This is a genomic window from Luteimonas panaciterrae (assembly GCF_020511115.1).
Classification (GTDB): domain Bacteria; phylum Pseudomonadota; class Gammaproteobacteria; order Xanthomonadales; family Xanthomonadaceae; genus Luteimonas; species Luteimonas panaciterrae.
In genome coordinates, this window is the sequence record NZ_JAJAVH010000011.1 from 154,967 (window position 1) to 179,656 (window position 24,690).

Annotated in this window: 28 protein-coding genes; 21 read left to right on the top strand and 7 right to left on the bottom strand. The window is 65.5% G+C overall.

Going from position 1 to position 24,690, the window contains the following annotated elements:
- Positions 1-5 precede the first annotated feature (5 nt).
- A complete protein-coding gene (gene ispF, locus LG367_RS13565; protein ID WP_226469793.1) occupies positions 6-485 on the top strand; it encodes a 2-C-methyl-D-erythritol 2,4-cyclodiphosphate synthase in 480 nt (159 codons plus the stop codon).
- A 24-nt stretch (positions 486-509) separates the two neighbouring features.
- The gene (gene truD / locus LG367_RS13570) at positions 510-1,553 is read left to right on the top strand and encodes a tRNA pseudouridine(13) synthase TruD (RefSeq protein WP_226469794.1); all 1,044 of its coding nucleotides are present in this window, start codon (positions 510-512) and stop codon (positions 1,551-1,553) included.
- Positions 1,554-1,604: 51 nt separating this feature from the next.
- On the opposite strand, the gene LG367_RS13575 is transcribed toward truD, so the two are convergent.
- Both LG367_RS13575 and LG367_RS13580 read right to left on the bottom strand, forming a co-directional pair.
- Entirely contained in the window at positions 1,605-2,186 is a 582-nt protein-coding gene (locus LG367_RS13575; protein WP_226469795.1) for a Smr/MutS family protein, read from the bottom strand.
- A gap of 257 nt (positions 2,187-2,443) precedes the next feature.
- Positions 2,444-3,187, bottom strand: a complete 744-nt coding sequence (locus LG367_RS13580; RefSeq protein ID WP_226469796.1) for a helix-turn-helix transcriptional regulator — start codon at positions 3,185-3,187, stop codon at positions 2,444-2,446.
- 101 nt (positions 3,188-3,288) lie between these two features.
- Between LG367_RS13580 and surE the strand changes: the two genes are divergently transcribed.
- The 5 genes from surE to LG367_RS13605 all read left to right on the top strand — a co-directional run bounded on the left by surE (position 3,289) and on the right by LG367_RS13605 (position 7,238).
- Entirely contained in the window at positions 3,289-4,095 is an 807-nt protein-coding gene (gene surE / locus LG367_RS13585) for a 5'/3'-nucleotidase SurE (RefSeq protein WP_226469797.1), read from the top strand.
- Positions 4,092-4,790, top strand: a complete 699-nt coding sequence (locus LG367_RS13590; RefSeq protein ID WP_226469798.1) for a protein-L-isoaspartate(D-aspartate) O-methyltransferase — start codon at positions 4,092-4,094, stop codon at positions 4,788-4,790. The genes surE and LG367_RS13590 overlap by 4 nt, the downstream gene beginning before the upstream one ends.
- A 148-nt stretch (positions 4,791-4,938) precedes the next feature.
- On the top strand, positions 4,939-5,553 hold the full coding sequence (locus LG367_RS13595; RefSeq protein ID WP_226469799.1) for a YqaA family protein: 615 nt from the start codon (positions 4,939-4,941) through the stop codon (positions 5,551-5,553).
- Entirely contained in the window at positions 5,550-6,344 is a 795-nt protein-coding gene (locus tag LG367_RS13600; RefSeq protein ID WP_425490974.1) for a peptidoglycan DD-metalloendopeptidase family protein, read from the top strand. The genes LG367_RS13595 and LG367_RS13600 overlap by 4 nt, the downstream gene beginning before the upstream one ends.
- 42 nt (positions 6,345-6,386) lie before the next feature.
- A complete protein-coding gene (locus tag LG367_RS13605) occupies positions 6,387-7,238 on the top strand; it encodes an endonuclease/exonuclease/phosphatase family protein (protein ID WP_226469801.1) in 852 nt (283 codons plus the stop codon).
- A 61-nt stretch (positions 7,239-7,299) separates the two neighbouring features.
- On the opposite strand, the gene LG367_RS13610 is transcribed toward LG367_RS13605, so the two are convergent.
- Genes LG367_RS13610 through yhbY form a run of 4 tightly spaced genes read right to left on the bottom strand, consistent with a single transcriptional unit; the run spans position 7,300 to position 8,603 of the window.
- Positions 7,300-7,626 carry a D-Ala-D-Ala carboxypeptidase family metallohydrolase gene (locus LG367_RS13610; RefSeq protein ID WP_226469802.1) on the bottom strand — a complete coding sequence of 109 codons (327 nt, stop codon included), beginning with the start codon at positions 7,624-7,626 and terminating at the stop codon, positions 7,300-7,302.
- 6 nt (positions 7,627-7,632) lie between these two features.
- The gene (locus LG367_RS13615) at positions 7,633-7,851 is read right to left on the bottom strand and encodes a hypothetical protein (RefSeq protein WP_226469803.1); all 219 of its coding nucleotides are present in this window, start codon (positions 7,849-7,851) and stop codon (positions 7,633-7,635) included.
- Positions 7,852-7,883: 32 nt separating this feature from the next.
- On the bottom strand, positions 7,884-8,261 hold the full coding sequence (locus tag LG367_RS13620) for an Mth938-like domain-containing protein (protein WP_226469804.1): 378 nt from the start codon (positions 8,259-8,261) through the stop codon (positions 7,884-7,886).
- A 36-nt stretch (positions 8,262-8,297) separates the two neighbouring features.
- The gene (gene yhbY / locus LG367_RS13625) at positions 8,298-8,603 is read right to left on the bottom strand and encodes a ribosome assembly RNA-binding protein YhbY (protein WP_226469805.1); all 306 of its coding nucleotides are present in this window, start codon (positions 8,601-8,603) and stop codon (positions 8,298-8,300) included.
- Between the two features lie 85 nt (positions 8,604-8,688).
- On the opposite strand from yhbY, the gene rlmE reads away from it, so the two are divergent.
- The 10 genes from rlmE to LG367_RS13675 all read left to right on the top strand — a co-directional run bounded on the left by rlmE (position 8,689) and on the right by LG367_RS13675 (position 17,996).
- Complete coding sequence (rlmE, locus tag LG367_RS13630) at positions 8,689-9,336, top strand: 23S rRNA (uridine(2552)-2'-O)-methyltransferase RlmE (protein ID WP_226469806.1); 648 nt, start codon at positions 8,689-8,691, stop codon at positions 9,334-9,336.
- A gap of 30 nt (positions 9,337-9,366) precedes the next feature.
- The gene (gene ftsH / locus LG367_RS13635) at positions 9,367-11,262 is read left to right on the top strand and encodes an ATP-dependent zinc metalloprotease FtsH (RefSeq protein WP_226469807.1); all 1,896 of its coding nucleotides are present in this window, start codon (positions 9,367-9,369) and stop codon (positions 11,260-11,262) included.
- A gap of 84 nt (positions 11,263-11,346) precedes the next feature.
- A complete protein-coding gene (locus tag LG367_RS13640) occupies positions 11,347-11,556 on the top strand; it encodes a glycine zipper domain-containing protein (RefSeq protein WP_226469808.1) in 210 nt (69 codons plus the stop codon).
- An 8-nt stretch (positions 11,557-11,564) separates the two neighbouring features.
- The gene (gene folP, locus LG367_RS13645; RefSeq protein WP_226469809.1) at positions 11,565-12,461 is read left to right on the top strand and encodes a dihydropteroate synthase; all 897 of its coding nucleotides are present in this window, start codon (positions 11,565-11,567) and stop codon (positions 12,459-12,461) included.
- A gap of 190 nt (positions 12,462-12,651) precedes the next feature.
- Positions 12,652-13,620 carry a tRNA (adenosine(37)-N6)-dimethylallyltransferase MiaA gene (gene miaA, locus LG367_RS13650; protein WP_226469810.1) on the top strand — a complete coding sequence of 323 codons (969 nt, stop codon included), beginning with the start codon at positions 12,652-12,654 and terminating at the stop codon, positions 13,618-13,620.
- Positions 13,621-13,922: 302 nt separating this feature from the next.
- Positions 13,923-14,210 carry an RNA chaperone Hfq gene (hfq, locus tag LG367_RS13655; protein WP_226469811.1) on the top strand — a complete coding sequence of 96 codons (288 nt, stop codon included), beginning with the start codon at positions 13,923-13,925 and terminating at the stop codon, positions 14,208-14,210.
- Positions 14,211-14,272: 62 nt separating this feature from the next.
- Entirely contained in the window at positions 14,273-15,640 is a 1,368-nt protein-coding gene (hflX, locus tag LG367_RS13660; RefSeq protein WP_226469812.1) for a ribosome rescue GTPase HflX, read from the top strand.
- 140 nt (positions 15,641-15,780) lie between these two features.
- Positions 15,781-16,920 carry an FtsH protease activity modulator HflK gene (gene hflK, locus LG367_RS13665; RefSeq protein ID WP_226469813.1) on the top strand — a complete coding sequence of 380 codons (1,140 nt, stop codon included), beginning with the start codon at positions 15,781-15,783 and terminating at the stop codon, positions 16,918-16,920.
- The gene (hflC, locus tag LG367_RS13670; protein ID WP_226469814.1) at positions 16,917-17,780 is read left to right on the top strand and encodes a protease modulator HflC; all 864 of its coding nucleotides are present in this window, start codon (positions 16,917-16,919) and stop codon (positions 17,778-17,780) included. Before hflK ends, hflC begins: the two co-directional genes overlap by 4 nt.
- Before the next feature lie 30 nt (positions 17,781-17,810).
- Complete coding sequence (locus LG367_RS13675; RefSeq protein ID WP_226469815.1) at positions 17,811-17,996, top strand: DUF2065 domain-containing protein; 186 nt, start codon at positions 17,811-17,813, stop codon at positions 17,994-17,996.
- A 115-nt stretch (positions 17,997-18,111) separates the two neighbouring features.
- Here LG367_RS13675 and LG367_RS13680 read toward each other — a convergent pair whose 3' ends face one another.
- Positions 18,112-18,519: a hypothetical protein gene (locus tag LG367_RS13680; RefSeq protein ID WP_226469816.1), complete on the bottom strand. Its 408-nt coding sequence runs from the start codon at positions 18,517-18,519 to the stop codon at positions 18,112-18,114.
- A gap of 130 nt (positions 18,520-18,649) precedes the next feature.
- On the opposite strand from LG367_RS13680, the gene LG367_RS13685 reads away from it, so the two are divergent.
- The 4 genes from LG367_RS13685 (at position 18,650) to LG367_RS13700 (ending at position 24,542) form a co-directional block, all read left to right on the top strand.
- Positions 18,650-19,522 (top strand): LysR family transcriptional regulator, encoded by an 873-nt coding sequence (locus tag LG367_RS13685; protein ID WP_226469817.1) that lies wholly within the window; start codon positions 18,650-18,652, stop codon positions 19,520-19,522.
- A gap of 154 nt (positions 19,523-19,676) precedes the next feature.
- Positions 19,677-20,969: an adenylosuccinate synthase gene (locus tag LG367_RS13690; protein ID WP_226469818.1), complete on the top strand. Its 1,293-nt coding sequence runs from the start codon at positions 19,677-19,679 to the stop codon at positions 20,967-20,969.
- Between the two features lie 465 nt (positions 20,970-21,434).
- Positions 21,435-21,620: a DUF6229 family protein gene (locus LG367_RS13695; protein WP_226469819.1), complete on the top strand. Its 186-nt coding sequence runs from the start codon at positions 21,435-21,437 to the stop codon at positions 21,618-21,620.
- Between the two features lie 96 nt (positions 21,621-21,716).
- Positions 21,717-24,542, top strand: coding sequence for a type 2 lanthipeptide synthetase LanM family protein (locus LG367_RS13700; protein WP_226469820.1), 2,826 nt, complete (start codon positions 21,717-21,719; stop codon positions 24,540-24,542).
- Positions 24,543-24,690: the final 148 nt, after the last annotated feature.

Genomic DNA, 24,690 nt, shown 5'->3' on the forward strand with positions numbered 1-24,690 from the left:
CGACGATGGATATCAGGATCGGACAGGGCTACGACGTGCATGCCTTCGGCGAAGGCGATCACGTCATGCTCGGTGGCGTACGGGTACCGCACACGAAAGGCGTCCTCGCCCACAGCGACGGCGACGTGGTGCTGCACGCCCTGTGCGATGCGATGCTCGGCGCGCTGGCGCTGGGCGATATCGGCAAGCATTTCCCGCCGTCCGATCCGCAGTGGAAGGGCGCCGACAGCCGGGCGTTCCTGCGCCATTGCAACGCGCTGCTGCGCGAGCGCGGCTGGCGTCTCGGCAATGCCGACATCACCGTGATCTGCGAGCGGCCGAAGGTCGGGCCGCATGCCGATGCGATGCGCGCGCTCATCGCAGGCGATCTCGGCGTCGCCGAGGACGCCGTCAGCATCAAGGCCACCACCAGCGAGAAGCTCGGGTTCACCGGTCGCGAGGAAGGCATCGCGGCGCAGGCCGTTTGTCTGCTCGTTCGCGCGTGAGCCGGATTCCAGGGCGAAGCATCGATGTCGGATGAGTCCAATACGCTTCCGCGTGCCGCGGGGACGCCGGTCTTGTCGGCGCGCATCCGAACCGTGCCCGAGGATTTCTTCGTCGAGGAGATCGACGGTTTCGAGGCGAGCGGCAGCGGCGAACATCTGCTGCTGACGATCGAGAAGCGCGGCATGAACACCGCGTTCGCCGCGAAACGGATCGCCGCATGGGCGGGCGTGGGCGAGGCGGCGATCGGCTATGCCGGGCTCAAGGATCGCCATGCCGTCACGCGGCAGCGTTTCAGCGTGCATCTGCCCAAACGCGTCGCGCCTGATATCGACTCGCTGCAGTCCGACGATCTGCGCGTGCTCGCGCACGCGTGGCATGCGAAGAAGCTGCCGCGTGGCGCGTTGGCCGGAAACCGGTTCGTTCTGCGGTTGCGCGAGGTGGCGGGCGATCGCGCGGTCATCGAAGACCGGCTGCGCACCATTGCGGATCAAGGTGTGCCGAACTACTTCGGCGAGCAGCGCTTCGGGCGCGGCGGCGGCAACGTCGTCAATGCCCTGGCCATGTTCGCCGGACGGCGCGTGCATCGCGATCAGCGCACGCATCTGCTGTCGGCCGCGCGTTCGGAATTGTTCAATCGTGTGCTGGCCGTGCGCGTGGCGGAGGGTTCATGGAATCGCCCGCTTGCCGGCGAGGTATGGATTCTCGATGGCAGCCGCAGCGTGTTCGGTCCGGAGCCGTGGAACGAAACGCTTGCCGAACGCCTGGCGTGTTTCGACATCCATCCCAGCGCGCCGCTGTGGGGGGAGGGGGCGCTGCGTTCGACGGAAGATGCCCTGGAGTTGGAGCAACGCGTGCTTTCCGACGAGATGTCGTTAAAGCTTCGATCCGGCCTGGAAAAGGCGGGGCTCAGGCAGGAACGACGCGCGACGCGTCTTCGTCCGCAGGCGCTGCATTGGGAGTGGCGGGAAGACGGGAGTTTGCAGCTGACCTTCGCGCTGCCGTCTGGCGCGTATGCGACGACCGTGTTGGCCGAGTTGGGCGAGTTCGCAGATGCGCATGATGCCTAAGGGCGTCTAGCAAAGACCTGCGCACGGCGTTTCGAAGTGCGACGCGCGATTTCAACGCGGCTTGAGCAATACCAGCACCGCGCCATTGCCACCTTGCGCCGCGGGCGCCGAGTGAAACGCCAGCACATCGGCGCGCTGGCGCAGCAAACGATCGACGAGATTCTTGAGCACCGGCACACGGCTGTCGCCGTGCAATCCTTTGCCATGAATGACGCGCACGCAGCCGATGCCGGCATCCCGCGCTTCCTTGAGAAACCGGCGCAGCAAGGCCTCGGCCTGCGCGCTGTCGGCATGATGCAGATCGAGTTCGTCCTGCGCGGCGTAATCGCCTTGTCCGAGCCGTCGCAGTACACGCGGCGGCACTTCGTCGCGGCGATAGCGCATCGCGTCGCCGGCCTCCAGGAACGAAGCGTCGAGCGCGCGCTGGAATTCGCTGCGCGCGTCCTCCTCGTCGCGCCGCGCCATGCTCGGGACCGGCGCCGGCTTCGTCGCCGTTGGCGGTGCCGGCACGGCGGGCAGTTCGCGCACGGGCCCGATGGCCGCGCGGAATAGGGCGGCATCGTCCTCGGATTCCGGGCCGGGCGGCGGTTCGGGGCTCCGTTTGGGTTTGGAGGGCTTGCCTGATGCGGCCATGCCCCAGCCTAGAAAATTTCCGCGCGGGTGTCAGCCAATGGCCGACATCCCGGCGCGTTTCGGGCGTCGGCGCCCGGAATGGCGGGCGGAAGCGAAAAAGGGCGGCGTTCGGGAAGCAGTTCCATTCAAACGCCCGTGTCCGTCTGGACTTCCCGAACACCGCGTGGAGCCAGTTCAGCACAGGCGGGCCCGGGGCGGCCGTCCCCCCTGTCAGAAATGACAGGGGCGCGAACGGCAAAAATGCGTTACATGCGGCGTTACATGGCGATCAGCCCCAGCGCCACCGCCCGTGCGCAGGCGGCGCGGCGGCCTTTCACCTGCAATTTGCGCGCCGCCTGCTGCAGGTGGAAGTTCACCGTGCGCTCGCTTAGATGCAGGATCACCGAGATTTCCCACGAGGTCTTGCCGGCCGCCGACCAGCACAGCACCTCGCGCTCGCGCAGGCTCAGCTGCGGGATCGGCTGCCGGTTGCGCACCAGCCGGTCGAGCGAGGCCTGCAGGCAGCTGACGAAATAGACCATCGCGCCGATATCGCGGCCGATTTCGTTCAGATCGTGGGTGGAATTGGTGGAGAAGGTGATGAAGGCCCAGTCGAGGCCGCGCGACCAGCTCGGGATCGTGATCCCGGCCGTCATGTCGAATTCGCTGGCGACCTGCACCTGCCGCCGCGCGCGTTGCAGCAGCGAGGGCATCGGGCGGATGTAGCCGAACTGCCCGCGCGTGTTCCACGAAATCGCCGGCAGCCCGGTCCGCGCATGCAGGATGCGGGCATCGTTGCGCGCCACTTCAGGCCGGTGCAGGGTGGTGTAGTTGTCACCCCATTCGTTGTCGTAGTTCTGGAAGTAGTGATAGCCGACACGATCCGTCGTCGGGCGCAGCAGTTTCGCCGCGAAGCCGTGGTGTTCGAAGCCCAGCGCCGACGCGAAATCCGAGGTGGTCCGCTGCAGCTCCTCCATCGAACCAGCGTTCAATACACGCTGGATGTGATCCCCGTGTTGCATGAACTCGTCCAGGGCGATCCTTGAGGATTCATCTTAGTCGTTTTCGTGCTCCCGACCAGAGACGCATATCCGTTATCATTCACACTTTCCACGGAAAGCCCATGCGCATACTCGTCAGCAACGACGACGGCGTCGACGCCCCCGGCATCCGCGTTCTGGCGGAAGGCTTGCGTAACGCAGGTCACGATGTACGGGTGGTCGCGCCTGATCGCGATCGTTCCGGCGCCAGCAATTCGCTGACGCTGGACATGCCGGTGCGCGTGACGCGCCTGGATCAGCACACCTGGCGTGTGGCCGGGACACCCACCGATTGCGTGCATCTCGCCTTGACGGGCATGTTCGACGACACCGCGTTCGACGGTGCCGCCGAGCCCGACATCGTGGTCTCCGGCATCAACAACAGCGCCAACCTCGGCGACGACGTGATCTATTCCGGCACCGTCTCGGCGGCGATGGAAGGTCGCTTCCTCGGTTTGCCCGCGGTGGCGGTGTCGCTGGTCACGGTCGATCACGATGCGCATCACTACGAGACGGCGGCGCGCGCGGCGATGGAGATCGTGGCGCGGCTGAAGTCCGATCCGCTGCCGGCCGACACCATCCTCAACGTCAACGTGCCCGATCTGCCCTGGCACGAGATCCGCGGCTTCGAAGTGACACGGCTCGGCAATCGTCATCGTTCCGAACCTTGCGTGCCGGCGCAGGACCCACGCGGCCGTAGCGTGTACTGGATCGGTCCGGCGGGCCGCGAGCAGGATGCGGGACCGGGCACGGATTTCCATGCGGTGCGCACCGGACATATCTCGATCACGCCGATCCACGTCGATCTCACCCGCTACCAGGCGCTCGATCAGGTGGCGAGCTGGGTCGGCAGCCTGGCCGCCGAATTGCGCGGGGAGGCGGGCGCATGACCGCGCGGATGCGTCTGGATCCCCAGGCGATCGGCCTGGGCATGACCTCGCAGCGCGTGCGCGATCGCCTGATCGAGCGCTTGCGCGAAGGTGCTCCCAACGGCGGGGGTATCCGCGACGAACGCGTGCTCAACGCGATCCGCACCGTGCCGCGCCATTTGTTCGTCGACGAAGCGCTCGCCACGCGCGCCTACGAGGACACCGCGCTGCCGATCGGTTTCGGCCAGACCATCTCGCAACCCTGGGTGGTTGCGAAGATGACCGAGGCCCTGTTCGTGGATGGCGCGCAGCCGAAGAAGGTGCTGGAAGTCGGGACCGGTTCCGGCTATCAGGCCGCGATCCTGGCCGCGCTCGGGCTGGAAGTGCATACGGTGGAACGCATCGGCGAACTGCTGCGCACCGCGCGCAAGCGTTTCCGCACGCTCGGCCTGAACGTCCGCAGCAAGCATGACGACGGCCGCATCGGCTGGCCCGAGAACGGCCCGTTCGACGCCATCGTCGTCACCGCCGCGGCGCCGGCGCTAGTCGACGCGTTGACCGAGCAATTGGCTCCGGGCGGCACGCTGGTCGCGCCCGTCGGTGGCGGCAACGCGCAATCGCTGCTGCGTCTGCGCAAGGATGCCAACGGCGTGATCGAGCAGACCACTCTGGCGCCGGTGGTATTCGTGCCGCTGCTTTCCGGGCTCGTCGATTGATGCGGGTGTCTCCCGCGGCGGTTTTCGCTCGTCATTCCCGCGAAAGCGGGAATTCAGCGACTTTCGTACTACTCCCGATAGTTCAGCAAAAGGCAAAGACACTGGATTCCCGCTTTCGCGGGAATGACGGCCTCGAGAACACGCTCGCATGAAGCTCTTCGCACCGCTCTACGAGCGCGCACTCGTCTGGGCGCGCCATCCGCGCGCGCAATCCCTGCTCGTCGGGCTGAGTTTCATCGAAGCGATCATCTTCCCGGTGATGCCGGAGGTGATGCTGGCGCCGATGTGCCTGTCGCAGCCGCGTCGTGGCTTCTGGTTCGCCGCGCTGAGCCTGGCGGGATCGATGGCGGGCGCGGTGGTCGGTTATCTGCTCGGTCATTACGCCTTCGAACTGGTCAAGCCGCTGTTCGAGACGCTGGGCTGGATGGATGCCATCAATCAGGGCATCCAGACCGTGCAGACGAAAATGCAGGAGTCGCCCTGGTCGGTCTTCTGGTTCCTCGTGCTCGGCGGGTTCGCGCCGATCCCGATGAAGGTCTTCACCTGGGCCTCCGGCGTGGTCGGCGTGCCCTGGCTGCCGTATCTCGCCAGCATGGCGATCGGCCGCGGCAAGCGCGTGTTCCTGATCGCGCTGGCGATCCGGCTGGGCGGCGAACGCGCCGAGCGCGCGCTGCATCGCTACATCGAGCCGATCGGCTGGGCCGCGCTGGGACTCATCGTGATCGGTATCGTCTACGTTGTATTCAGGGCGCATGCGGCATGAAGTGCCGTCGGAGACCGCAAGGGACGAGTATGTCGCGCAGGGTGTGGGTACGGATCGCGATCGCACTATTGACGGCCGTGGTGCTGGCCGGATGCAGCAGCACGGTCGTGCGCGACAAGCGCTCGGGCCGCGTGGTGTCGACGCCGAAGTACGGCGCCACCGCGGTCGTCAATCGCGGTGAGACGCTCTACCGCATCGCCACCAACAACGGCATCAGCCCGCTCGATCTGGCCACCTGGAACAACATCCCGCCGCCGTACACCATCTATCCGGGCCAGCGCCTGCGCCTGTATCCGGGCAGCGGACGGCGGCCGACCGCGTCGGTGCCGCCGCGCCGGCCCGGGACCTCGGCGCCCTCGCGTCCACCGACGCCATCCACGCCCGCGCCGGCTCCGGTGTCCGCCACGCCAGCCACCAGTCCTTTCGCCTGGCGCTGGCCGACCGATGGCCAACTCGTCGGCAGTTATGTCACCGGCGACCCCACGAAACAGGGGGTCGACATCGCCGGCAACAGCGGCCAGCCGGTGCGCGCCGCGGGTGATGGCGTGGTCGTGTATTCCGGTTCCGGCCTGGTCGGTTACGGCGAACTGATCATCGTCAAGCACAACGAGGAATGGCTGTCGGCCTACGGCCACAACCGCGCGCGACTGGTCAACGAAGGCCAGATCGTCAAGGCCGGCCAGCAGATCGCCGAGATGGGCCGCAGCGGCGCCACGCGCGACATGCTGCACTTCGAGATCCGCTACAACGGCAGGCCGGTGGATCCGATGCAGTACCTTCCGAGGCGGTAAGCGCCCGCGCGATGCGGTCACTCGCGCTTGTTGGAGACGCTCATGCGGTATCGGTGGATGTTCCTGCTTGTGTTGTTGTCGTCGGGAATGATCGCGTGCAATTCCATTCCACATGCCAATCAGGGGAAAAGCACCGATCCGGCGAAGGAGACCGCGACGCTCACCGTCGTCACCCTCAACCTCTGGCACGACAAAGGGGATTGGCCGCACCGGCGCGCGATCATCGTTGAGTCGCTACGCAAATCGCGGCCGGACGCGATTTTCCTGCAGGAAGTCTTGCAGGACGAAAAGCTGCAGAACCAGGCTGCCGATCTCGCGCAACTGCTCGGCTACGAACACCACTTCGTTTCGATCGATCCGCCGACGAAAACGCGCCGCTACGGCAATGCGGTGCTGACGCGCCATCCGGTGCTGGCGAAGGACGGCATTCCGCTCCAGCCGCCCGAGGATTATCGCGTCGCCGGACTGGTACGCGCCGACATCGACGGGCGTCCCGTGAATTTCTATGTGACCCATCTGAATTTCACCGACAAGACCGGCGCGACGCGGGCGCAGCAGATACGCGATCTGTTGGCCTTCGTCGATGCCACGCGCGGCGATGCGCCTTCGGTGATCGCGGGCGACTTCAACATCGCCGCCGATGCGCCGGAGCTCGCGCCGCTGCGCGCACGCTTCACCGACGCCTTCGCCGCGACGCATCCCGATGCGAATGCGCCGGCGAACACCACGCTCAATCTGCGCTACGACCATCCGCCCCAACGGATCGATCACGTTTTCCTGGAAACCGCCGCGTTCGAGCCGATGGAGACGAGGATCATCCTCGACCAGCCCGACAAGGCGGGCGTCTGGGCGTCCGACCACTTCGGGATGTGGGCGCGATTCCGGCGGAAGTGAAGCCGAATGCAGCGCATCCGGGAATGCCGGGATTACAGCTAGAGATTGGATCGCCGAATGATCATCGGCATGGCGAGGAACGCCCGCTGTAATCGCCGCCCCAGGTGCGATGTCCCGCAGTGTCCACGTGGATGTGCCGATCGTCGTAAAGCCCAAGCCCGAAACGACTCGCCGCACCGGACGCACGCCAGAACGCGCAAAGCCTGGCCACGCGAGTGGAATCTTCCGGCAGATCGAAATCGAGCGCGCTGTTGCGCAGATGCTGGCTGCGCGTGCTGCCACCTTCGCAGCGATTGAACTCGGCATCGCGATAGACCGATCCGACTTGGGCGTCTTCGAGCAATCCTCGGTGTCGCAGTTCCCGCACCAGGCGCAGGGTCGGAATCATGCGATCTCATGCCTCGCGCGGCGGCACCACGAATTCCGACGCATCGCAGGATCGCCAGTGGCGGCCGCTGCGCAGCAATTCCTGCATCGGCACCACATCGGCCACGCCCGCTTCGCGCAGATGTGCCGCGTAGGCATCAGCCGCGCGTACATGTCCCGCCTTGCGCCACGCGTCGTAGCGTTCCGCGGGCGAGGGCGCGAACCGGTCGCATGCCGCCAACAGCATGGGCAGCGCGACGAGACAGACAGCGACGCGAATCAGATGGCGGGAAATATGAACCCGGCGACGACGCGCCGGCCTTCGCTGGCCAGCACGTTGAACGTGCGCGCGGCCGCGGCGTTAGTCATGGTTTCCAGACCGATCCCTCGCGACAGGCAGGCGGCCTGCGCCTCCGGCGGCGGGAACGCTTGCGTGGCGCCGCTGCCGAGGATGATCAGTTCCGGCTTGAGTTCCAGCAGTGCGTCGAGATCGGCGGGCGTGAGCCGCGCGACGTCGGTCACCGACCATTGCTCGATCAGCGCGTTCGGCGAGATGACGAAGCTGGCGTGCAGCGTGCGTTCGTTGACCAGAGCGTGGCGCCCATCGGCGCCGCGCAGAAAATAGTCGTAGTCCGGGCGTTCCAGCAGCAATTGCACGGAGGGTCTCCTCGCGTTGACAGGCCCGAAGGCGGTTCAGGCGCGCGGCAGCACGATCTGGCGCTTGTCCTTGCTCGGCCGGTACAGGATGGCGACATGGCCGATCCGCTGCACCAGGGCGGCGCCGCTACGCTGGGCGAGTTGTTCGATCATGGCGTCGCGTGCTTCGCGGTCCTCGGCGGCCACCTTCACCTTGATCAGCTCGTGGTGCTCGAGCGCACCGTCGAGTTCGGCCACCAGGGCGTCGGTGATGCCCTTGCCACCGACCTGCAGCAGGGGCTTGAGGCCGTGCGCCTGGCCGCGCAGGAAACGGTTCTGGGCAGCGGTCAGGGCGAGCGACATGCGACGACAATCATCAGAGAGGGTGCTCAGAGTATCATGTCGCCCCGCAAAGCCCTGATTTGCAGGCATTTCCCCTCATCGCCCCATGGCCACCCGCAGCAAAAGCAGCCATCGCTGGTTGCAGGAGCATTTCTCCGACCCCTACGTGAAAAAGGCGCAGGCGGAAGGGATGCGTTCGCGCGCGGCCTACAAGCTGGAGGAACTGGTCGCCCGTGACCGGCTGCTCAAACCGGGGATGGTGGTCGTCGACCTCGGCGCCGCCCCGGGCGGTTGGTCGCAGTGGGTGCGGCAGGAGCTGGACCGCCTCGACGCCAAACATCCCGGGCGCGTGGTGGCCCTCGACATCCTGGAGATGCCGGCACTGGCCGGCGTCGAGTTCCTTCATGGCGATTTCAGGGAAGATGCCGTCTTATCGAATCTTGAGACCAGCCTGCACGGACAGCCCGTCGACCTTGTCCTGTCCGATATGGCCCCCAATAAGAGTGGCGTGGATGCTGTGGATCAGCCCCGCGCCATGCATCTGGCGGAACTGGCGATGGACTTCGCCGACCGTCACCTGCGGATCGATGGCGCGTTCCTGATCAAACTGTTCCAAGGCGTGGGATTCGACGAATACGTGCGGGAGCTGCGGCGGCGCTATGCCAAGGTGGTGATCCGCAAGCCGGCGGCCTCGCGCAAGCGGTCGCCGGAAGTGTATGCCCTGGCACAGGGCAAGCTGGCGCAGATGAAGTAAGGTAGCGGCGGTGCCGCGGAGCGAAATTGGATGAACGATTTAGTGAAAAACCTGCTGCTCTGGGTGGTGGTCGCCGTCGTATTGATGATGGTGTTCCAGAGCTTCAACCAGAAGGGAAGCAGGGCGGGCGACGAAGTCGACTATTCGTCGTTCATCACCGATGTGCGCAGCGACCGCATGAAGCAGGTCAAGATCGCCAGCGACGAACGCCATATCGAGTTCACGCGCAGCGACAATACCCAGGGCAAGACCATCGCGCCGTTGCGCGACGACAAGCTCATGGACGACCTGGTGATGCACAAGGTCGACATCGAGCAGGCGCCGCCGGAATCGGGCAACCTGCTGTGGACGCTGCTGCTCAACTTCCTGCCGGTGCTGCTGATCATCGGTTTCTGGTTCTTCATGATGCGGCAGATGCAGCAGGGCGGCAGCAAGGGCGCCATGTCCTTCGGCCGTTCGCGCGCCAAGCTGCTCAACGAAGACCAGACCAAGGCCACCTTCGCCGACGTCGCCGGTTGCGACGAGGCCAAGGAAGAAGTGGCCGAACTGGTCGAATTCCTGCGTGATCCGGGCAAGTTCCAGAAACTCGGCGGCAAGATCCCGCGCGGCGTGCTGATGGTCGGCCCGCCCGGCACCGGCAAGACGCTGCTCGCCAAGGCGATCGCCGGCGAGGCCAAGGTGCCGTTCTTCTCGATTTCCGGTTCCGACTTCGTCGAGATGTTCGTCGGCGTCGGCGCCTCGCGCGTGCGCGACATGTTCGAGCAGGCCAAGAAGCATGCGCCGTGCATCATCTTCATCGACGAGATCGACGCGGTCGGCCGCCATCGCGGCGCCGGCCTCGGCGGCGGTCACGACGAGCGCGAGCAGACGCTGAACCAGCTGCTGGTCGAAATGGACGGCTTCGAGGGTGGCGAGGGCGTGATCGTGATCGCCGCGACCAACCGCCCCGACGTGCTTGACCCGGCGCTGCTGCGTCCGGGCCGCTTCGACCGCCAAGTCGTGGTCGGCCTGCCGGACGTGAAAGGCCGCGAGCAGATCCTGCGCGTGCACATGCGCAAGGTGCCGCTGGCCGACAACGTCGAGCCGATGGTGGTGGCACGCGGCACGCCGGGCTTCAGCGGTGCGGACCTGGCCAACCTCGTCAACGAGGCGGCACTGTTCGCCGCGCGCGAGAACGCCCGCGAAGTGCGCATGGACCACTTCGACAAGGCCCGCGACAAGATCATGATGGGCGCCGAACGCCGCTCGATGGCGATGAGCGAGGAAGAGAAGACGCTCACCGCCTATCACGAGGCTGGCCACGCCATCGTCGGCCGCCTGGTGCCGGAGCACGATCCGGTCTACAAGGTCACGATCATTCCGCGCGGCCGCGCGCTCGGCGTGACCATGTATCTGCCGGAAGGCGACAAGTACAGCTTCAACCGCACCGCGATCGAATCGCAGCTGTGCTCGCTGTACGGCGGCCGCGTTGCCGAGGAGCTGATCTTCGGCGTCGACAAGGTCACCACCGGTGCGTCGAACGACATCGAGCGCGCCACCAAGATGGCCCGCAACATGGTCACCAAGTGGGGTCTGTCGGACGAGCTCGGCCCGATCGCCTACGGCGAGGAAGAGGACGAGGTTTTCCTCGGTCGTTCGGTGACGCAGCACAAGAACGTCTCCGACGACACCGCGCGCAAGATCGACGAAGTGGTGCGCAGCATCCTCGACAAGGCCTATGGCCGCACCACGAAGATTCTCACCGAGAACATCGACAAGCTGCACACGATGGCGAAACTGCTGCTGCAGTACGAAACCATCGACGCGCCGCAGATCGATGCCATCATGGAAGAGCGCGAACCGCCGCCGCCGGCCGGGTGGACCAAGCCCAACGGCAAGGAGCCGCGGCCGCTGCCGCCGATCGGCGGTCCTGCGGAGCAGACCTGATCCGGGGCTGCCGGACCATCGACCATTGCGGTCGAAGCACGAAAAGGCCAGAGTCCGCTCTGGCCTTTTTTTGTGAGAGTCCGGATGGATCAGGATAAGAGCGCGGAGGATAAGCGCCTGGACGATCAGGGCGCGGATCGGAAAGCTTCGAAGATCGGTGCCGGGATCGCCATCGGTATCGCGATCGGGGCCGGGTTCGGTGTGGTGCTCAAGAACATTGCCTTAGGCATCAGCATCGGCACGGCGTTGGGCATTGCCCTCGGAGCAGGTATGACTGGAATGAAGAAACAATAGGCGGACTCATGTTCGATGCCTCACCACAACTCGATTGCGCGGGGCGCGTGCTCCGGCTCGATCGTCCCCGCGTGCTCGGCATCGTCAACGTGACGCCGGATTCCTTCTCCGACGGCGGCGCGCATGACACGACGGAAGCCGCCGTCGCGCATGGCCTCAGGCTGGCGGAGGAGGGCTCGGACGTGCTGGACGTCGGCGGCGAATCGACGCGTCCGGGCGCGGACGAAGTGTCCGTGGAGGAGGAGTTGCGGCGGATCGTGCCCGTGATCGAGCGCCTCGCGCGCGAGACCGCATTGCCGGTCAGCGTCGACACCTCGAAACCGGAGGTGATGCGCGCGGCGGTCGCCGCCGGTGCCGGCATGATCAATGACGTCTACGCGCTGCGTCGCGAGGGCGCACTGGACACCGCCGCCGAACTCGGCGTGCCGGTGGTGCTGATGCACATGCTGGGCGAGCCGCGCTCGATGCAGGAGGCGCCCGAATACGATGACGTGGTCGGCGACGTGCATCGATTCCTTGCCGAGCGCATCTTCGCCGCCGAGATGGCGGGCATTCCCAAGAAGCGCATCGTCATCGATCCAGGTTTCGGATTTGGGAAAACGCGCGAGCACAATCTCGCATTGCTGGCGCGACTGGAGCGTTTCACCGAACTCGGCGTGCCGGTGCTGGCGGGGTTGTCGCGCAAGCGGACCATCGGCGATCTGACCGGTCGCGCGACGCCCGCCGAGCGCGTGCACGGCTCGGTCGCCGCTGCGCTCATCGCCGCGCAGCGCGGCGCGATGCTGTTGCGCGTGCACGATGTGGCGGCGACGGTGGATGCGCTGAAGGTCTGGAGCGCGGTCGCGGCCGTGCCGATGCCGCGCGGGAAGCCCGCAGCACCAACGATTGTCTGGCCCGATGACTAATTTGTTCGTTGCGATCGGCTTGTTGTTGATGATGGGTGCCACGGTCCGGTTCGTGGCGACTGGCCTGCGTAAGAACCAGATTCCTCTGCGACGGAGATTCAAGAAGTGGCGGGGATTGGTACCCGATGGATTCTGGGGGTTGGGCTAGGCATCCGGCGAAAGTCGTGAATCCAGGCCGCTTGGTTTTTCAATGCACATCGATTCCCGCCCACCCGCGATCGCCCTCATGGGCCCGACTGCTTCCGGCAAGACCGCGCTGGCGCTGGAATGGGCGCGGCGCTTCGATGGCGAGATCGTCAGCGTCGATTCGGCGCTGGTCTATCGCGGGCTCGACATCGGCGCGGCGAAGCCCGACGCGGAGGAGCGCGCGAGCGTTCCCCATCATCTGATCGACGTGCGCGATCCGTGGCAGACCTATTCGGCCGCGGAATTCGCCGAGGACGCACGCAAGGCCGTCGAGGACATCACCTCCCGCGGCAAGCTGCCTATCCTCGCGGGCGGCACCGGCCTGTACTTCCGTGCGCTGTTGCACGGCCTGTCGCCGATGCCGGAAGCCGATGCGGAAACGCGTGCCGGCATCGAAGCGGAAGCGAACGCGCGCGGCTGGCCCGCCATGCATGCCGAACTCGCGCGCATCGATCCGCCCGCGGCGGCGAAGATCCGGCCGAGCGATCCACAGCGCATCCAGCGCGCGCTGGAGGTGTACCGGCTGAGCGGCAGGCCGATCAGCGAATGGCAGCGTGAGGCCGTGGCGCCGGCGCGTTTGCCGTGCCGCGTGCTGAAGATCGTGGTGGCGCCGGCCGATCGCGCGGTGCTGCACGCGCGTATCGCGGCGCGCTTCGACGCCATGCTCGCGGCCGGTTTCCTCGACGAGGTGCGGCGGCTGCGCGCATTGCCGGAACTGCGGTCGCACCCGCGCCCGCGCGACCTGCCGGCGATCCGCGCGGTCGGCTACCGGCAGGCCTGGGAGTATCTCGATGGCGAGCGTCTCGATGGGAAGTCCCCGGCCGAGGAGTTCCGCGATCGCGCGATCTTCGCCACCCGTCAGCTCGCCAAGCGTCAGATCACCTGGCTGCGTGGCGAGCTGGATGCGCGCTGGTTCGATCCGGCCACGGACCGGGTGCGTCTGGAGGATGCGGTCAACCTGTTCTTGGGGTGAGGGCCGCGTGAGCCTCGCGATGCCATCCAGGCATCCGCTGTGAGGCCGAAACGCCCGGTCATGGGTGGTGGGGCGGGCAGTCCATTAGCCGGGAAAGTCGTGCCAGGGGCGGCAATCGCGTCAATTCACGCTCCTGAGCCCTCCACCCAGGGTACAAAAGAATTATTCCGCGACACGCGTCACCATCATGCCGCCAACATCGCTCAACTGTTGTATAACATCGTCAGCGCCGCCGTAGGGGTACGGGTCGGGCGTTGGGGGCGTAAGCCATAACAACAATAACCAAGCTGGGAAAAATTCAAATGTCTAAGGGGCAATCTCTGCAGGATCCTTTCCTGAATGCGCTGCGGCGCGAACGTGTGCCGGTCTCGATCTACTTGGTCAACGGCATCAAATTGCAGGGCACGGTAGAATCGTTCGACCAGTTCGTCGTGCTGCTGCGCAATACCGTCAGCCAGATGGTCTACAAGCACGCGATTTCGACCGTGGTGCCGGCCCGCAACGTGCGGGTGGGACCGGGCGGTGGTTACGTCCAGTCGGGTGAAGGCGGCTCCGCCGAAGGCGACGGCGACGGCGACGAATCGGAATAAACAAGGCAGCGCTGATGACGTCAGCGTTGCTTCAATCCGAACACCGAGAGGTTTGAACGCTCTTGTTTGAACGTTCCCGCAAGGGCGAACACGCATTGCTGATCCAACCCCACGCCGGCGGTCCGCCGGACGAGGGGATTCTGGAAGAATTCGCCGATCTCGCCCGTTCCGCCGGCGCGGGCGTCGCGGCGATACTCACCGCGCGCATCGATCGTCCCAATCCGGCCACGCTGATCGGCAGCGGCAAGCTCGCCGAGGTGAAGGCCGCGGCCGACGCCAGCGGTGCCGATCTGGTGCTGGTGAATCATCCGCTCACGCCGGGCCAGGAACGCAACCTGGAGAAGGCGCTCGAGCGGCGCGTGGTCGATCGCACCGGCCTGATCCTCGACATCTTCGCGCAGCGCGCGCGCAGCTTCGAGGGCAAGCTGCAGGTGGAACTGGCGCAGCTACGCCACATGGCTACGCGCCTGGTGCGCGGATGGACGCACTTGGAACGCCAGCGCGGTGGTTCCATCGGCTTGCGCGGTCCCGGCGAAACCCAGCTCGAAACCGACCGCCGCCTGCTGCAGAAACGCGTCGAACAATTGCAGAAGCGCCTCGACAAAGTCGAAGTGCAGCGCACGCAGATGCGCCGCGCGCGCGTGCGCAGCGAGATGCCACGCGTGGCGCTGGTCGGCTACACCAACGCCGGCAAGTCGACGCTGTTCAACGCGCTCACCGGCGCGGAGGCCTACGCCGCCGATCAGTTGTTCGCCACGCTCGATCCCACCGTGCGCCGCGTGGTGTTGCCGGGCGGAGACATCGTGCTCGCGGACACCGTCGGTTTCGTGCGCGATCTGCCGCACGAACTCGTCGCGGCGTTCCGTTCGACGCTGTCGGAAGCGCGCGAAGCCGATCTGCTGCTGCATGTCATCGACGCCGCCGATCCGCTGCGCGAGGAGCGGATCGCCCAGGTCGATGCGGTACTGCATGAAATCGGCGCTGGCGAGATTCCGCAACTGCTCGTCTACAACAAGATCGACCGGATCGGCGTGCCGGATGAAGGCGGCGATCATCCGGAAAGCGGCGATCGCCTCAACAGCATCCGGCCGCGCCATGATCGTCTCGGCGGCGAGGATGCGGATGCCGCGGTGCGCGATCGTGTCTGGATTTCCGCGCGCGACGGTCTCGGTCTCGACCTGCTGCGCGGCGCGCTGGCCGCGCGCCTCGGACTGCGCCGCGTCCAGGCCGAGTTGCGTCTCCCGCCTTCGGCCGGACGCCTGCGCGCGCGCCTGCATGCGCTCGATGCGATCCGCGAGGAGGCCCATGACGAGCACGGCTGGACGCTGTCCGTCGATCTCGCCCTCGCCGATGCCGAGCGTCTGGCCGGACAGGCCGATGGCGCGCCGCTGCGAACATTGTTGACCGAGGTCGGCGCGGACCCCGCCTAATCCGAGCCGGCGTGTTCCAAACCGCATGACCCGCGCCGGGAACTTGCAACCGGGCGGTCGCGCCCCGACATTCCAGTAGAATGCCGCGACCCGCCGCTCTGCGGAGACGGGCGTGGCGACTTCCCAGATTTGGAGCAGGCATGGCCTGGAATACCCCCGGCAGCCCCGGCAAGAAAGACGAGGACGGGTCCGGCAAGAACGGGCAACGCAACCCCTGGCAATCCAGGCGCGGCAGCGGAAACAGCGGCGGCGGTGGATTCGGCGATTGGTTCAACAACCTGCGCGGGTTCCCGGGCGGCACTCCCTGGCGCTGGCTTGGCCTGATCGTGCTGTTGTGGCTGGCCTACAGCAGCTTCGTACTGATCGCCGAGCAGCAGCGCGGCGTGGTGCTGCGCTTCGGCCTGTTCTCGCGCGTGCTGCAGCCCGGCCCGCACTTCAAGCTGCCGTGGCCGATCGAGAGCGTCTCCAAGGTCGAGGCCACGAAGATTCAGAGCTTCAGTGACACCAACGTCCTGGTGCTGACCGCCGACGAGAACATCGTGCGGGTCGAGGTCAACGTGCAGTACCGGATCAACGATCCGCGTCTGTACCTGTTCGGCACGCGCAACAGCAAGGAAGTGCTGGAGCAGGCCGCACTGTCTACCGTCCGTGAACAGATCGGTCGCTCCAACCTCGACACCGTGCTGGGCGCGCGCGAAGCGCTGGCGGTGTCGGCGAAGACACAGCTGCAGAAATCGCTGGATGCCTATCGCACGGGCCTGGTCGTGACCGAGCTCAACCTGCCCAACGCACGTCCGCCCGAAGAGGTGAAACCCGCCTTCGACGACGTCAACAGCGCGCAGCAGGACAAGGACCGCTCGATCAGCGAGGCGCAGGCCTACGCGGCCAAGCTCGTCCCCGAGGCGCGCGGCCAGGCCTCGCGCGTGCGCACCGTCTCCGAAGGCTACAAGACCGCCGCCATCGCGCGCGCGACCGGTGATGCCGAGCGCTTCTCGCTGCTGGTCGATCAATACCGCAACGCGCCGGACGTCACGCGCAAGCGCCTGTGGCTGGAAACCGTGCAGCAGGTGCTGTCCGGCAATCGCAAGGTGGTCGGCGGCGACAGCCGTCAGTTGATCTACGTGCCGATGTCCGGGCAGAGCAACGCGGCTGCCGCCACGACGCTGCCGGTCGTGTCCTCCGACATGATCGCGCCGACGGTCAGCGCCACGCCCGCCGACAGTGATCCACGCGGGGATCGCACACCACGTACGGGTCGCGACCAGGAGCCGGGCCGATGAAACTCAATGCCGTGATTCTGACGATCGTGCTCGCCCTGCTGGGGCTAATGAGTTCGGTCTACGTCGTGGCCGAGGGCCACACCGCCATCGTCCTGAACCTGGGACGGGTGACCCGCACCGATATCGAGCCCGGCCTGCACTTCAAGTGGCCGCTGGTGGAAACCGTGCGCGTCTTCGACCGTCGCCTGCAGGTGATCCCGGCCGATCCCGAGCGCTATCTGACATCCGAGCGCAAGGACGTGAGCGTCGACTTCTTCGCCGTCGGCATGATCCAGGACGTGCGCGCGTTCTATCGCGCCACCGGCGGCGACGAGGAGATGGCGGTGAAGACGCTGTCGCCGATCATCACCGACTCGCTGCGCAACGAGATCAACTCGCGCACGTTGTCGCAGGTGGTGTCCGGCAATCGTTCGCAAGTGATCGGCCCTCAGCTCGACACCATCAACAAGGGCGCGGCCAACATCGGCATGCGCATCGTCGATCTGCGCATCAAGCAGGTCGACCTGCCCACCGACAGCGATGTCATCAAGCAGGTATACCGCCGCATGAGTGCGCAGCGCCAGCAGGTCGCCAGCCGCCTGCGCGCGGAAGGCGAGGAGCAGGCGCAGGGGATTCGCGCCAAGGCCGACCGCGACAGCGCCGTGATCATGGCGGAAGCCGAACGCGACGCCCAGAAACTGCGCGGCGAAGGCGACGCGGAAGCGGCGCGCATCTACGGCGTGGCGGCCAACAAGGATGCTGCCTTCTACGCATTCCAGCGCAGCCTCGATGCCTATCGCGAGACCTTCAAGGACGGCAACGCCGTGATCGTGCTCGATCGCAACGATCCCTTCCTGCAATACCTGCGCAGCGACAAGTAAGAGCGACGGGATGCGAGACGGGTTCACGCGATGAAGGATCTGCTGGCGGCGTTGTGCATCGCCGCCGTTCTCGAAGGCCTGCTGCTGTTCGCCTTTCCCGACATGTGGCGGCGCATGGCCGAACAATTGCATGCGCTCGACAATCGCAGACTGCGTCAGGCGGGCGCGATCCTGCTGATCATCGGCTTGATCGCGCTGTACCTCGTTCGCAGCTGAAGCAAGGACAGTGGTGCTGGGGCGCCGCTGTCTGCCGCCATCGACCACGATGGCCGAATCGTTGAGATAGCGCGACGCCTGCGCGGTCCTTGCAGGGTTTTATCCTGCCCGTTGCTCATCGAGCCGCATCTGCCGTTGCCGCATCCGCGTTCTCGTCGACCGGCATGGAGCATTGCTTCGCGGCAAGTTCCGCATCCAGCAACTCGCCACGCTTGCGCGCGTCGCTCGCGATGCCGGCCGCGCGGCCGTAACGCACAGCCACCATCACCGGAAGGATGCCGCGCCAGGCCTTGCGTCGTTGTGCCTGTGCGAGGGTTTCTGTTTGACGTGCCTGTTCCCGCTCCCGCGCGAGTTGCTCGCAGCTCAGGGAGGGGAAATTGGCGACGGGAATCGAGCTGTGCGGGATCGAGGCGCACGCGCCGAGCATGCCGGCGGCAGCGATGGTGAGGCCGGTCCGACTCAGGTCGCGCCAAGACGGTACCTCTCTGGCGAACCTGATCGGGGAGGGGAAGGGGATCGGCATGGGTGCGCTCTTGGAAGGCCGCAAGCACGCTAACCGCCTTGATTGCGCTGAAAAAGAACAATAATCTGCATGAAGAGTGCAGAATGGCCACGCAATCGGACGGGTCGATCGCGATCACTTCGAAGGTGTCGTGGTCTTCCTCCGCGTCGCCGAGCGCCTGTCGTTTCGCGCGGCGGCCGAGGAACTCGGCCTCTCGCCATCGGCCGTCGGCCAGATCGTGCGCGCACTCGAACGCCGTGTCGGTGCGCCCCTGCTGGTCCGCACCACGCGTCGCGTCGGGCTGACCGAAGCGGGCGAGCAATTCCTGCGCGGCGCTCGACTGGCCGTGCAGGCGATGGGTGATGCCGCTCACTCGGCGCGCACGCTGGCCGATGTTCCGAGTGGTCTGTTGCGGCTCAGCGTGCCGCGCGCGGTCGCTTATCTGATCGTGGACGCGGTCGTGACGGAGTTCTGCAGGCGCCATCCGGCCCTGGATGTGGAGCTCTATGCCGACGATGGGGTCGCCGATCTGGTGGCTGACGGGTTCGACGCCGGCATCCGGTTTGGTGAGCTGATCGCCCAGGACATGGTCGCGGTCCGGCTGACACCGCCATTTCCGTTCACGGTGGTCGCCAGCCCGGACTATCTGGAAGCGCATGGGACGCCACGACATCCCGAGGACCTGTCCAGCCACCGCTGCATCCGTTTCCGGCAAGCGTCCTCGCATGGCCTCTATCGATGGGAATTCGCGCACGACGGCCGCAATTTCGCCGTGAACGTCGACGGCGACCTGATCGTCAACGACTCGCGGCTCAACGTGCTGGCCGCGGAATCCGGCGCCGGGCTCGCCTACAGCGCTTGGCCGCTGGTCGCCGGGCAGATCGCCGATGGCCGGCTCGTCCCCGTGCTGGCGCCTTACCTGCCGAGGACCGAGGGGATGTTCCTGTGCTATCCCAGCCGTGCGCAGTCGCTGCCGAAATTGCGCGCTTTCGCGGAATTCGCGCGGAATCACTTCCAGGTCTGATGCGAGGGCGGCCCTTTCAGGGTGGCGACGGCCCGACAAAACCCGGATAATGCACAAAAGCCGGATGGGCCGCTTCGCAGCTGGAGCAGCCCACCGGCTTTTTCCGTGCATGGCCTCCCGGTCGTGCATTCCCCTACGGGCAGGAGTTGAAGTGATGGGTCAATCAGTCGTGGTCTTGGGCGCCCAATGGGGTGATGAAGGCAAGGGCAAGATCGTCGATCTGCTCACCGAGGTGATCGGTGCCGTCGTTCGTTTCCAGGGCGGACACAATGCCGGCCATACCCTGGTCATCAACGGCAAGAAGACCGTGCTGCACCTGATTCCCTCCGGCATCCTGCGCCCCGATGCGCTGTGCCTGATCGGTAACGGCGTGGTGATCAGCCCGGCGGCGCTGAAGAAGGAAATCGAGGAGCTGGAGAGCGGCGGCGTCGACGTGCGCTCGCGCCTGAAGATATCCCCGGCCGCCCCACTGATCATGCCGTACCACATCGCGCTGGATCAGGCGCGCGAGAAGGCCGCCGGCGGCAAGGCCATCGGCACCACCGGCCGCGGCATCGGGCCGGCGTATGAAGACAAGGTGGCGCGCCGCGGCATCCGCGTCGCCGATCTGCATTACCCCGACCAGTTGGCCGAGAAGCTGCGCGCTGCGCTCGACTATCACAACTTCGTGCTGACCAAGTATCTGGGCGTCGACGCCGTCGACTACCAGGAAACCTACGACGAAGCCCTGGCCTTCGGCGAATACGTGCAGCCGATGAAGTCCGACGTCGCCGGCATCCTTCATGACCTGCGCAAGCAGGGCAAGCGTGTTCTGTTCGAAGGCGCGCAGGGTTCGCTGCTCGACATCGACCACGGCACCTATCCCTACGTCACGTCCAGCAACACCACGGTGGGCGGCGCGCTCGCCGGCACCGGCGTCGGCGCCGACGCCATCGACTACGTCCTCGGCATCGCCAAGGCCTATGCCACGCGCGTCGGCGGCGGCCCGTTCCCGACCGAACTCGACGACGAAGTCGGGCAGGGCATCCGCGACCGCGGCCAGGAATACGGCGCCACCACCGGCCGTCCGCGCCGCTGCGGATGGATCGACCTCGTCGCCCTCAAGCGCGCCGTCGCCATCAACGGCATCAGCGGCCTGTGCATCACCAAGCTCGACGTGCTCGACGGCATGGACAAGCTGAAGATGTGCATCGCCTACCGCTACCGCGGCAAGGAAACCGAGTACGCCCCGCTCGACGCCCAGGGCTGGGACGAGTGCGAGCCGGTGTACCTCGAATTCCCCGGCTGGAAGGAAACCACCCATGGCATCACCGAATGGGACAGGCTGCCGCCCGCGGCGCGCGCCTACCTGCGCGCGCTGGAGGAACTCTCCGGATGCCCGCTGGCGATCGTGTCCACGGGGCCGGATCGCGAGCACACGATGACGTTGCAGGATCCGTTTGCGTGATGCATGTCGCCTTGCGCGGAACCTTGGTTCCTCACAGGCCACGAAAAACCCCGCGCTGCGGGGTTTTTCTTTGAGAAGAATCCAATCTCGAAGACTCGAACAAATAACAGCAGGCTCTTCCAAGAGCCGCACTTACGATTGAGTGTGGATAGGTGATATCTACTATCTACCTACATCTGTTTTCACTCTGTTCTCGCTGATGCAGGAGATGCGATGTTCATTCCATTGCATCTTAATTTTGCGCAGTGATACGACTATGGATGCAAGGGATTGCTTATTTGACAGTCGTTGAAATTCATGTATAGAGTGCCAGCGCGGCATCACCTGAGAATGTTGCTGATGCAAGTCGGCTCACAATGGAGAGGCCGCGAGGCTTGAAATCGAGGTCCGGTGCGGCGGCGGTTTCAATATGCGAAGCAGCCGCTCGCCGGGTTCCAGTTCAGAACTCAAGGAGAGGACCAGGCAATGCAAAGCAACGATATCGTCTCGGGCTGGCTCACTGGCGCGGATAGCGTCGACGGCTACGAGAATCCAGCCGGGCCGCTGTATATCGAAGGCGAAGGCGCGGTTGACGAAGCCATGATGTATCCGGAGACGCACTCCACGTCCGTATCGACCTGTCCGAACGGCCGCTGCTACTGCTGCATTTGAGCGAACCGCAGAACCACCGACGCGCATCCTTCCTGGGGTGCGCGTTGTTTTTGCGCGACGCATAAGTCGCTTCCCACATCCTAAACACGAGACACGATGACCGAAGGCCATATCCCCGAGGGCTTCCGTCCGATCATCGAGCATTTCACGGCGGCCGCACGCGAGGAATTCGCGGCCAAGCTTGCGGAGCTCTCCTCCGGTATCGATGCAGAAGAGTCGCAGCTGATCCGTTCGGCTGCCGGACAAGCGCTGTATGCCAATGCGCGACTCAAGCTCAATCGTGTTCTGCTGGTGGAATTGCATGCCGCGAAGCACGAAGGCGAACTGACCGCGGAGGACGAGGCGGGCCGTTTCGGACAGTTCGTTGCCAAAGCATTACGCGATGAATTCGTGGAGCATTTGCGTCGCCGCTATCCACCGCTGATGCCGCGCCTGCAGCGGACGCTGAGCCAGCAGCGCGCCGCGATCGAAGCGCTTGTCGTACGCCTGGTCGCCGACCGTGCGGCATTCGCCGAGCTGCTCGGCCAAACACCCGGTCGTCTGATCGGAATCGCTCTGGATCAAGGTGATCTGCATGCGGGCGGGCAGACCGTGGTGCGGCTCACGTTCGAAGCCGGGCAGGTCATGTACAAGCCGCGTTCGCTTCGTATCGATGCGGTGCTCGACGGATTTCTCGCGCGCGTATTCGGCGACGCGGAACGCATCCGCGTGCCTGCGGTGCTCGATCGCGGTGATTATGGCTGGGCCGCTTTCGTCGAACACCGCTATTGCGATGGCGACGATGAATTGCGCAGGTTCTATCGTGGTCTTGGGCACTGGCTGGCGATACTGCGTCTGCTCGGTGGTACGGATATCCATCTCGAGAACCTGATCGCCGCGGGGCCGGTACCGGTAGCGGTCGACGTGGAAAGCCTGTTTGCCCTCGTCAAGCCGGTGGCAGCTTCGAATTACGGGCAGGCCTACGAGCTTGCCCAGACACTGATCCATAGTTCCGTCCTGCGCACAGGCATCGTGCCGTTTCGCACGCGAGCCTTGGGCTTCGGCCGCGCGGACCTTTCCGCCGCCGGCGCGCTGCCCGGTGAGCAGCCCCAACTGCATATTCCCGTCATCGCCGACGACGGTACGACCGATGCACGCGTGAAGATGGTCGAGTCGGACATGGCAACGTCGAAGAACCATCCCAGTCCGAACCCCGATGTTTCGCGTTACTGGGATGACATCAGCAATGCCTTCCTCGAAGCCTCGCAGCAACTGCGCCGGCTCGATGCCAATGGCGAACTCGAACCCTTGCTCTCTGCTTTCGAAGGCTGTCGGGCGCGCGAGGTTCGGCGCGCGACTCAGATCTATGTGGAAATCGGCCGCATGCTCTGGCATCCGGCTTCGTTGCACGAAGAAGACAAGGCGATCGAACGCGCCCGCGCGCTGTTCTCCCGCAGTGTCTCTGGCGTGGCGCCGTCGCACGAGGAGGTCGCCGGCGAAATCGAAGATTTGCGTCATGGCGATATTCCGATTTTTGTCGCGTCGCTGACGCGCGAGCGCATTGCCGAAACCCTGGCCAATTGGCGCGCGATGCGGATCGAGCTCGAGGAAATGACGATCCGCAGTTCGCTGGTCGTCACCCAGCTCAACAGCGGCACCGACGGGCCGAGCGAACGCGACAGCCGTTCGCACTTCGCCCGCCAGCCGCACGGTGCAAGGCTTGACGCGCGAAGGCGGGAGTTGGCCGCCGACACATTCGAGCGTCTGTTGCGATTGGCCGTGCGCGGCAATGACGGCTCGGCGACCTGGATCACGCCGGAAAGCTTCGGTACCAAGGGCTGGCATGTGCAGCCGTTGCGGGGAGATGTTTATTTCGGTCTTGGCGGCATGGCCGTCGCCTTGGCGGGTTATCGCCATGAAGTCGAAAGTGGGCGCGCCGACGCGGTGTCGGGTGTCGACGAGGCGCTCGAGGGTGCCTTGCGCGTCTTGCAGGCGATGACCGAACACGAGACGCCGCCGACCGTGGGCGGCTTTACCGGCTATGGCGGCCGCATTTGGGCCTGGCTGGTGTTGCATGATTTGTTGGGGCGGCCCGAGTCGCTCGCCAATGCACGCATGTGCGCGGAAGCGCTCGAGCAAAAGGGCTTCGAAGAAGACCGGCACCTCGACATCACCGACGGCACCTGCGGCGCCATCGTGCCCTTGCTCGGTCTTGCCGAGGCGACCGCCGATCCGCGTTGGCTGGCGTTGGCCGCACGGGCTGCCAGGCGTCTGGAGTCGACGGCACGCGTCGACGAACGGGGAGCGCATTGGTATACGCTGGATCTCCCCGATCCGATCGGTGGTTTCGCGCACGGTACCTACGGCATCGGATGGGCATTGGCGCGTCTGGCGCTGACCGGCGCCGGTGATGAAGTCGAACGTCAGCGCTGGAGCGAGCTCGCGGATGCCGCGTTCGCATTCCAGGATTCGCTGTTCGAAGAATCCGTAGGCAACTGGCGTGACGTTCGCATGCAAGCGGCGGTGAATTTTCCCACCTGGTGCAATGGGGGCGTCGGCATCGGCCTGGCTGCTGCCGATTTGTATGCGCGTAGTGGCGATCCTCGCCATCTGCGGGATTTACGCCGCGCGGTGGCGGCGGCGCGAGGGCAGTGGGGTTTCACGCACACACTCTGCCACGGCGATTTCTCCTTGTGGGAGTTGCTGGCGCGCGCATCGGTGCTCGATCCGGAAGCCTCGGACATCGATCGCGATGAGGCGACCGCGCAAGTCGTGTCGGGGATCGAGGAGCACGGCATCGTCGGCGGCATCACTCGCAAGGCGTTCACCCCTGGCCTGATGACGGGCCTGGCCGGCGCGATTCATGGGCTCAACCGCATGCATCCCGAATGCGATCTCGCTTCGCCGCTGTTGCTCGAATGCAGGCGGCAATCAGTGTCTTGAACGAACGATGTGATTTGATGGAAACGGCGATCTGAAGATCGGATCGCCGATTCCTTTGTTCTGGATCGCTTCTGCCTGAGCCGAGCATGCATGGGCTCGGCTTCAGTCGAGCTTCACCAGGTTCAGCACTGACGCGTGGCGGGATCAG

Bases quoted from the DNA above. Each gene is read 5' to 3' on its own strand.
- hflK (WP_226469813.1), top strand. From the start codon at position 15,781: ATGGCCTGGAATACCCCCGGCAGCCCCGGCAAGAAAGACGAGGACGGG.
- ftsH (WP_226469807.1), top strand. From the start codon at position 9,367: ATGAACGATTTAGTGAAAAACCTGCTGCTCTGGGTGGTGGTCGCCGTC.
- folP (WP_226469809.1), top strand. From the start codon at position 11,565: ATGTTCGATGCCTCACCACAACTCGATTGCGCGGGGCGCGTGCTCCGG.
- surE (WP_226469797.1), top strand. From the start codon at position 3,289: ATGCGCATACTCGTCAGCAACGACGACGGCGTCGACGCCCCCGGCATC.
- hflC (WP_226469814.1), top strand. From the start codon at position 16,917: ATGAAACTCAATGCCGTGATTCTGACGATCGTGCTCGCCCTGCTGGGG.
- LG367_RS13575 (WP_226469795.1), bottom strand. From the start codon at position 2,186: ATGGCCGCATCAGGCAAGCCCTCCAAACCCAAACGGAGCCCCGAACCG.
- LG367_RS13595 (WP_226469799.1), top strand. From the start codon at position 4,939: ATGAAGCTCTTCGCACCGCTCTACGAGCGCGCACTCGTCTGGGCGCGC.
- LG367_RS13580 (WP_226469796.1), bottom strand. From the start codon at position 3,187: ATGCAACACGGGGATCACATCCAGCGTGTATTGAACGCTGGTTCGATG.
- ispF (WP_226469793.1), top strand. From the start codon at position 6: ATGGATATCAGGATCGGACAGGGCTACGACGTGCATGCCTTCGGCGAA.
- miaA (WP_226469810.1), top strand. From the start codon at position 12,652: ATGCACATCGATTCCCGCCCACCCGCGATCGCCCTCATGGGCCCGACT.
- LG367_RS13590 (WP_226469798.1), top strand. From the start codon at position 4,092: ATGACCGCGCGGATGCGTCTGGATCCCCAGGCGATCGGCCTGGGCATG.
- LG367_RS13700 (WP_226469820.1), top strand. From the start codon at position 21,717: ATGACCGAAGGCCATATCCCCGAGGGCTTCCGTCCGATCATCGAGCAT.
- LG367_RS13605 (WP_226469801.1), top strand. From the start codon at position 6,387: ATGCGGTATCGGTGGATGTTCCTGCTTGTGTTGTTGTCGTCGGGAATG.
- LG367_RS13695 (WP_226469819.1), top strand. From the start codon at position 21,435: ATGCAAAGCAACGATATCGTCTCGGGCTGGCTCACTGGCGCGGATAGC.
- LG367_RS13680 (WP_226469816.1), bottom strand. From the start codon at position 18,519: ATGCCGATCCCCTTCCCCTCCCCGATCAGGTTCGCCAGAGAGGTACCG.
- LG367_RS13600 (WP_425490974.1), top strand. From the start codon at position 5,550: ATGAAGTGCCGTCGGAGACCGCAAGGGACGAGTATGTCGCGCAGGGTG.
- yhbY (WP_226469805.1), bottom strand. From the start codon at position 8,603: ATGTCGCTCGCCCTGACCGCTGCCCAGAACCGTTTCCTGCGCGGCCAG.
- truD (WP_226469794.1), top strand. From the start codon at position 510: ATGTCGGATGAGTCCAATACGCTTCCGCGTGCCGCGGGGACGCCGGTC.
- LG367_RS13615 (WP_226469803.1), bottom strand. From the start codon at position 7,851: ATGCTGTTGGCGGCATGCGACCGGTTCGCGCCCTCGCCCGCGGAACGC.
- rlmE (WP_226469806.1), top strand. From the start codon at position 8,689: ATGGCCACCCGCAGCAAAAGCAGCCATCGCTGGTTGCAGGAGCATTTC.
- LG367_RS13610 (WP_226469802.1), bottom strand. From the start codon at position 7,626: ATGATTCCGACCCTGCGCCTGGTGCGGGAACTGCGACACCGAGGATTG.
- LG367_RS13690 (WP_226469818.1), top strand. From the start codon at position 19,677: ATGGGTCAATCAGTCGTGGTCTTGGGCGCCCAATGGGGTGATGAAGGC.
- LG367_RS13675 (WP_226469815.1), top strand. From the start codon at position 17,811: ATGAAGGATCTGCTGGCGGCGTTGTGCATCGCCGCCGTTCTCGAAGGC.
- LG367_RS13640 (WP_226469808.1), top strand. From the start codon at position 11,347: ATGGATCAGGATAAGAGCGCGGAGGATAAGCGCCTGGACGATCAGGGC.
- hfq (WP_226469811.1), top strand. From the start codon at position 13,923: ATGTCTAAGGGGCAATCTCTGCAGGATCCTTTCCTGAATGCGCTGCGG.